5 protein-coding genes are annotated in these 5,651 nt (G+C 45.3%); 2 read left to right on the plus strand and 3 right to left on the minus strand.

What is annotated here, in order from left to right; all coding sequences use genetic code 11:
• Nucleotides 1–95: 95 nt before the first annotated feature.
• Together VN105_RS13765 and VN105_RS13770 are read right to left on the minus strand one after the other, a co-directional pair.
• A complete protein-coding gene (locus VN105_RS13765) occupies nucleotides 96–629 on the minus strand; it encodes a hypothetical protein (RefSeq protein ID WP_325641812.1) in 534 nt (177 codons plus the stop codon).
• Nucleotides 630–755: 126 nt separating this feature from the next.
• Nucleotides 756–1,676 (minus strand): NAD(P)/FAD-dependent oxidoreductase, encoded by a 921-nt coding sequence (locus tag VN105_RS13770; protein ID WP_325641814.1) that lies wholly within the window; start codon nucleotides 1,674–1,676, stop codon nucleotides 756–758.
• 173 nt (nucleotides 1,677–1,849) lie between these two features.
• On the opposite strand from VN105_RS13770, the gene VN105_RS13775 reads away from it, so the two are divergent.
• Nucleotides 1,850–2,233 carry a Fur family transcriptional regulator gene (locus VN105_RS13775; protein ID WP_325641816.1) on the plus strand — a complete coding sequence of 128 codons (384 nt, stop codon included), beginning with the start codon at nucleotides 1,850–1,852 and terminating at the stop codon, nucleotides 2,231–2,233.
• Between the two features lie 43 nt (nucleotides 2,234–2,276).
• Here the strand turns inward: VN105_RS13775 and chrA are convergent, their stop codons facing one another.
• Nucleotides 2,277–3,605, minus strand: coding sequence for a chromate efflux transporter (chrA, locus tag VN105_RS13780; RefSeq protein ID WP_325641818.1), 1,329 nt, complete (start codon nucleotides 3,603–3,605; stop codon nucleotides 2,277–2,279).
• Nucleotides 3,606–4,111: 506 nt separating this feature from the next.
• Between chrA and VN105_RS13785 the strand changes: the two genes are divergently transcribed.
• Nucleotides 4,112–5,651, plus strand: a 1,540-nt coding sequence (locus VN105_RS13785; RefSeq protein WP_325641820.1) for an ABC transporter permease, incomplete at its 3' end; no start/stop codon positions are given.

Below are 5,651 nucleotides of genomic sequence, written 5' to 3' on the forward strand. Positions count from 1 at the left end.
AAAGAGACTGATCATATTGATAATGATTGGTCCCTTTTTCGTTTAAACCCAGGCTTGTAATTTGCCACTTCGTTATACCCTATGGCGTAACCCCATCAGGCAGCGGCATTGTTCATCATCCGGAAGAACAGATTCGCCAAAAAAATATTAATATACAACAGGCAATAGAAGGTAGTATCGGCGGCCGGCTTTTCAGAGGTGATTTTCAGCCGGAGACGTAGGAGGCTCACTTTCGTTTTTAAAAGACATTTACCGGCAGTGTTCTGCAGGTAATAACGCAGGTTCATAAACAAGCTACCACCTTTTCCTATCATTTCATATACTTCCCCATTTCCCGCGAGGGTAACCGTCACACCCTGGTTAATATTGATCACAGCATAATGTACATCGTCCAGGTAAGCATGAAATATCCCTGTTTTATGCCATTTTATGCGGAACACAGCGCCTTTGATCACGGTGCTGGCATAGTGAAACAGTTCCTTATCCGGATATTGGTTAAACTGCTCAATAATGTTCCATTTCTTGGTGAAGAACTGAAGATCCCCGGGATGGTTGTCTCCGCACGCAACTTTGATGCTGAGTGGTTTCTCAAGCAAAAGACTAACAGTACATAGAAAAGATTTGGCCATAAAAACTATTTACCGGGTGTTATTGAATGTGGCCGGTACTGTGTTTTCGTGAGCGGGAAACAGCCTGATATGGTCCGGACATGATTATCATATTGTTTATAAAAAGAAGAAGATAATGTGTTCCAATCATGAACCGGCCAGCCACAGCTCATCCGCTAAATCTTTATTTGCCATAGCGCCTGCCATATTGCCAACAGCTACCGCATTAGCCACAGAGCGCATCATAGACGTATTATCACCACATGCAAAAATTCCCGTCACATTCGTTTTTTGAAATGCATCCACTTTTATGAAGCCCTGCTCAGTAAGCTCACAACCCAGTTTTTCCGGGATATCTGAATGCTGTATGAATGCTGTTTTGGCATAAAGTGCTTTTATGGGCTGAACGTCGCCGTTCCTGAAAACGATTTGTTCAACCCTGCCGTTATGGTGCTTCAGTTCCTCAAATACTGCTTCCACCACCGGGATGCCCTGTTTTTTTAATTGTGCCGTTTGTTCTTCGGTGAAGGTTGATGCGCCATTGGTATAAATGGTCAGCTTTTTTGTGAGGTTATGCACCAATGGCGCAACGTGCATGGCTATATCCCCATTGGCAAAAATGCCTGTCACTTCATTCTTTACTTCATAGCCGTGGCAATACGGGCAATGTATCACCGAAATGCCCCAGCATTCTTCAAATCCTTTAATGGGCGGCATAATATCTTTGATACCTGTTGCAAAGATCAGCTTCTTTGCATGAAATTTTTCATGCAGCTTCGTGGTTATTTCAAAACCATTTTCTGTTTTTACTGCTGTTTCAGCAAGCCCGTTATGAAACTTTACAGTGGTATATTTTTCCACCTGTTGTTTGGCAACGGCTGCAATCTCGCCGGGTGTTTTACCGTCCTGGGTAATAAAATTATGCGAGTGCGGAGTTTGCCTGTTACAGGGTAACCCGCTGTCAATAACCAGCACATGCCGTAATGACCGGCCCAGTGCCATTGCTGCGGAAAGTCCTGCATAACTTCCTCCTACTATTATTACATCAAAATTTTTACTGTCTGCCATCTTATTTATTTTTGCGGGAGAAATCAATGAACCAGGAATAATCAATGCCGGGATAGCCATACTGCTTTGCTGTATAAACTTTCTGCGATGTAACATCCTGGTCAGTATTTTTACAAAAGTAGATAATAATTTCATTATTGCGACAAAATCGCAATAATATTTTATCTTTGCGTATGAATAAGCGGAATACAAAAACAAAACAGCTGATTTTGGAGACATTGAAAAATGCGGAGACAGCTGTAAGCCAGGATATTTTACAGGAAGAGCTGGGTGATGCGGTGGACCGGGCAACTATTTACAGGGTGCTGAACAGTTTTTGTGATGATGGCATTGTTCATAAGATTTTGGGAGATGATGGAAAATATTACTTTGCCTTTTGCATAAACTGTACGGAAAAGAAGCATCATCACAATCATTTTCATTTCCGGTGCCTGGAATGCGGCAAAATAGAGTGCCTGCCGAATGAAGTGGATATCAAACTTCCGAAGGGATACCGGTCGGTGAATTTTAACGGCTTTATTTCCGGGTATTGCGCTGCCTGTTCCAAAGCGCTTTAACAGGGCACCTGGAATCCGGGCGCCACGTTGTTTTTATACCGGCTTATGAATGCAGCAGGTAATGTACCAGGCCGTATAGCACGCTGATCCCTATCAGGTAAAGGATATTCATCCTGAACTTCAGCATCAGTACCAGTGAAACAATAATCCATATCAAGGCCAGGATATCCGGTTTGCTGAATAAAACACCACCGGGAAAAATCACATCTTTCCCCAGATATAAAGTAAGATTCAGGATCACTCCCACTACAGCGGCGGTAATTAATCCAAGAATACCTTCTATAATTTCAATGCCATGTGTTTTCTCAATAATCGGCGCGCCCGCAAAGATCATCAGGAAACAGGGCAAAAACGTAAAATAGGTGGTGGCAAGTAGTCCTGCTGCTCCCATCCATAAAGAGCCGCCAAAATGGTTATAACCGGCCATAAAACCCACAAATGATAATACGATGATCAGCGGGCCGGGAGTTGTTTCGGCCAGGGCAAAGCCATCGATCATCTGCAGCTTGCTGAGCCAGTGCAGTTTTGTAACGCTGTATTGCGCTACATACGGCAGTACGGTATATGAACCGCCAACCGTTACAAATGCAGTTTGCGTAAAGAACAGTCCCAGGTTTTTCCAGAAAACAAAATCGCTGAAAAACAACAGGAACAGCCCGAAGGGGATCAGCCAGAGGAGCACCGCTGCGCCCAGTAACCTGAGCAGCCGGCCTGTGCTGAATTGTCCCGCGGCTGAAACGGTATGCTTGTTCAGCACATATGTATGTTCTTCATCGCCTGCTGCTGTTGTATTGGATTGCTGATGCTGCAAAGCGGCGGGCCATATCATGCGGGCAATAACCCCTGTAACAATGGTGCCGCCAATAATGACCAGCAGGGAAATGTTGAAGAAAAAGATGCATACAAATGCAACGGCAGCTACCAGGTAGTGTAAGGGTCCGTGCAGCGCCTTTTGCCCTATCCTGAACATGGCAATAAGAATAAGGGCAATTACTGCAGGCTTTAACCCGCTGAACATGGCCGTAACCCAGGGTATGTTGCCAAAAAGTACGTAGATAATACTGAGTGCAAGTAAGATGAACATGGATGGTAAAACAAAGAGGATACCTGCTGCAAGCCCGCCTTTTTTACCATGCAGCAACCACCCTATATAAATAGCCAATTGCTGCGCCTCCGGTCCGGGCAATATCATGCAATGGTTCAGGGCATGCAGGAACTTGCTGTTGCTGATCCATTTTTTCCGGTCCACCAGGTTATCGTGCATAATGGCGATATGGCCGGCAGTGCCTCCAAAACTTATCCATCCCAATTTAAACCAGAACTTAAGCGCTTCGTTAAACGCCGGCTTTCCTGTTAAAATCTGTTCTTCCATATGATCATTCTTTTTGTCGTCCCGGTTCAACAAATACAACTCCCCTGCAGCAACGGTTAATGACCTGCTACTACCATTTATGGGATATGAAAACAGTTGGGAACAACCAGGCTATACAGCCGGGCCGGGCGACAAAAAAAGTAGTGTTTACGATTAAAAAAAAGATTGTCTGATGGCTTCCGGCAAGCTGCACGAAGATACAAAAACGCCTCCGCTTATACAAGGTTTCAGGGCTTCTTTTATGCCAGAAAAGACTTGTTTTTTTGCCCGGAAAAACATTCACTGATGAATGGCTTAGCTGCGCCCTGCGGGGTATCATCAAGTGACGGAAATAAGCGGTGTAGCAACAGCATATCGCAGCTGCTTACAAACAAGTTTAAAACCGGACAGGATTTGTTTTGAAACCGGACATATTGTAATTAATTTAAAGTATAGTTAACTGGTATAAAGATGCCGCATATCTGGCACCCTGTTGGTGACACCTCACCAAAATCAATCGGGGCCATATGTTCAGAAGTTATCTGAAAACTGCTGTCAGAAATCTTTTCAGGAATAAATTATTTTCCAGTCTCAATATTTTTGGACTGGCTACAGGGATGGCTTGCAGTATCCTTATTTTTCTTTGGGTCCAGGATGAACTTAGTTACGACCGGTTTAATGCCGGCGCCGGGAATATTTACCGCCTCACCGCCCGGGTGGGGGATATTGATGCGGCAGTGGTGCCCGTTCCGGTGGCAATGGCTATCAGGGACAATATTCCGCTGGTAAAGAATGTTACGCGGCTATCGGCTTTGCAAAGCATGGTAACGGTTGGTACTCAGAAGTATGAGGAAAAGAATATCTATTACGCCGATAGTAATTTTCTTCGCATTTTCAGTTATCCCCTGTTGCTCGGAGATGCAAGCCGGGTGCTGTCGGGGCCCAACAGCGTAGTACTCACTGTGAGCGGTGCGAAGAAATATTTTGGCAGCCCTGAAAACGCCATGGGCAAAACCCTGCATATCGATAATGACTACAATGGCAACGACGTAATAGTAGCGGCAATATTGAAAGATCCACCCAGCAATTCACACCTGCAGTTCAATATGCTGCTTCCCATCCAGCTTTATGAAAAAACAATAAACCTGGAGCAGGGCTGGGGTAATTTCGACGTATACACCTATCTCCGGATGGATGATCATTTCGATGCCACGCCGGCGGCACTCGCATCGCTGGAGCAGCGCATCATGGCGCTTTACCGCCGTATGGATGTATCTAAAACCAATGGTTTCCTGTTTCTGCAGCCGCTTACGGATGTGCACCTGCGTTCCCGCCTCATGCTGGATGTAGCAGGGCAGGGTAACTACCAGCAGGTGAAGATCTTTTCGCTGATCGCTGTTTTTATTTTACTGATTGCCGGGATCAATTTCATGAACCTTTCCACGGCTTTATCCGGGGAGCGGGCAAAAGAAGTGGGTTTGCGTAAAACGGTAGGCGCTTTGAGGTCGCAACTGGTGATACAGTTTTTAAGTGAAGCGCTTCTCTTGTCTTTTATATCACTGGTTTTAGGACTGGCTATGGCATGGGTGCTGATACCATTGTTCAATGAGCTGGCGGCAAAATCCATTTCTATTAATCTGCTGAGTTTAAAATTTATCGCAGGTCTTTTAGGGATAGCAGCAGGCGTAGGTTTGCTTGCCGGAAGTTACCCGGCGTTGTTCCTTTCATCCTTCCACCCGGTAAAAGTGCTGAAAGGGGTAAAAATGCTCCACGGAGGGAAAACTTTTTTCAGGAACAGCCTCATAGTGGTGCAGTTCTCTATTGCCGTTATCCTGATAGTGAGTACAATTGTAGTGTACAGGCAACTGCAGTTTATCCGTACCATGGATATCGGGTACAATAAGGAGAACCTCCTGTATGTGCCTATTCCCCGTTTGGGCGACCTGCAGCGGAACCAGCTAGCTTTGAAAACTGCCATCAGCCAGTATCCCGAGATAGATGATTATACTTTTATCAGCCATTTGCCTACGGATCTGCCCACCGGCACCCGGTCAGTAGAATGGGATG

This window comes from Chitinophaga sp., assembly GCF_035564935.1.
Classification (GTDB): domain Bacteria; phylum Bacteroidota; class Bacteroidia; order Chitinophagales; family Chitinophagaceae; genus Chitinophaga.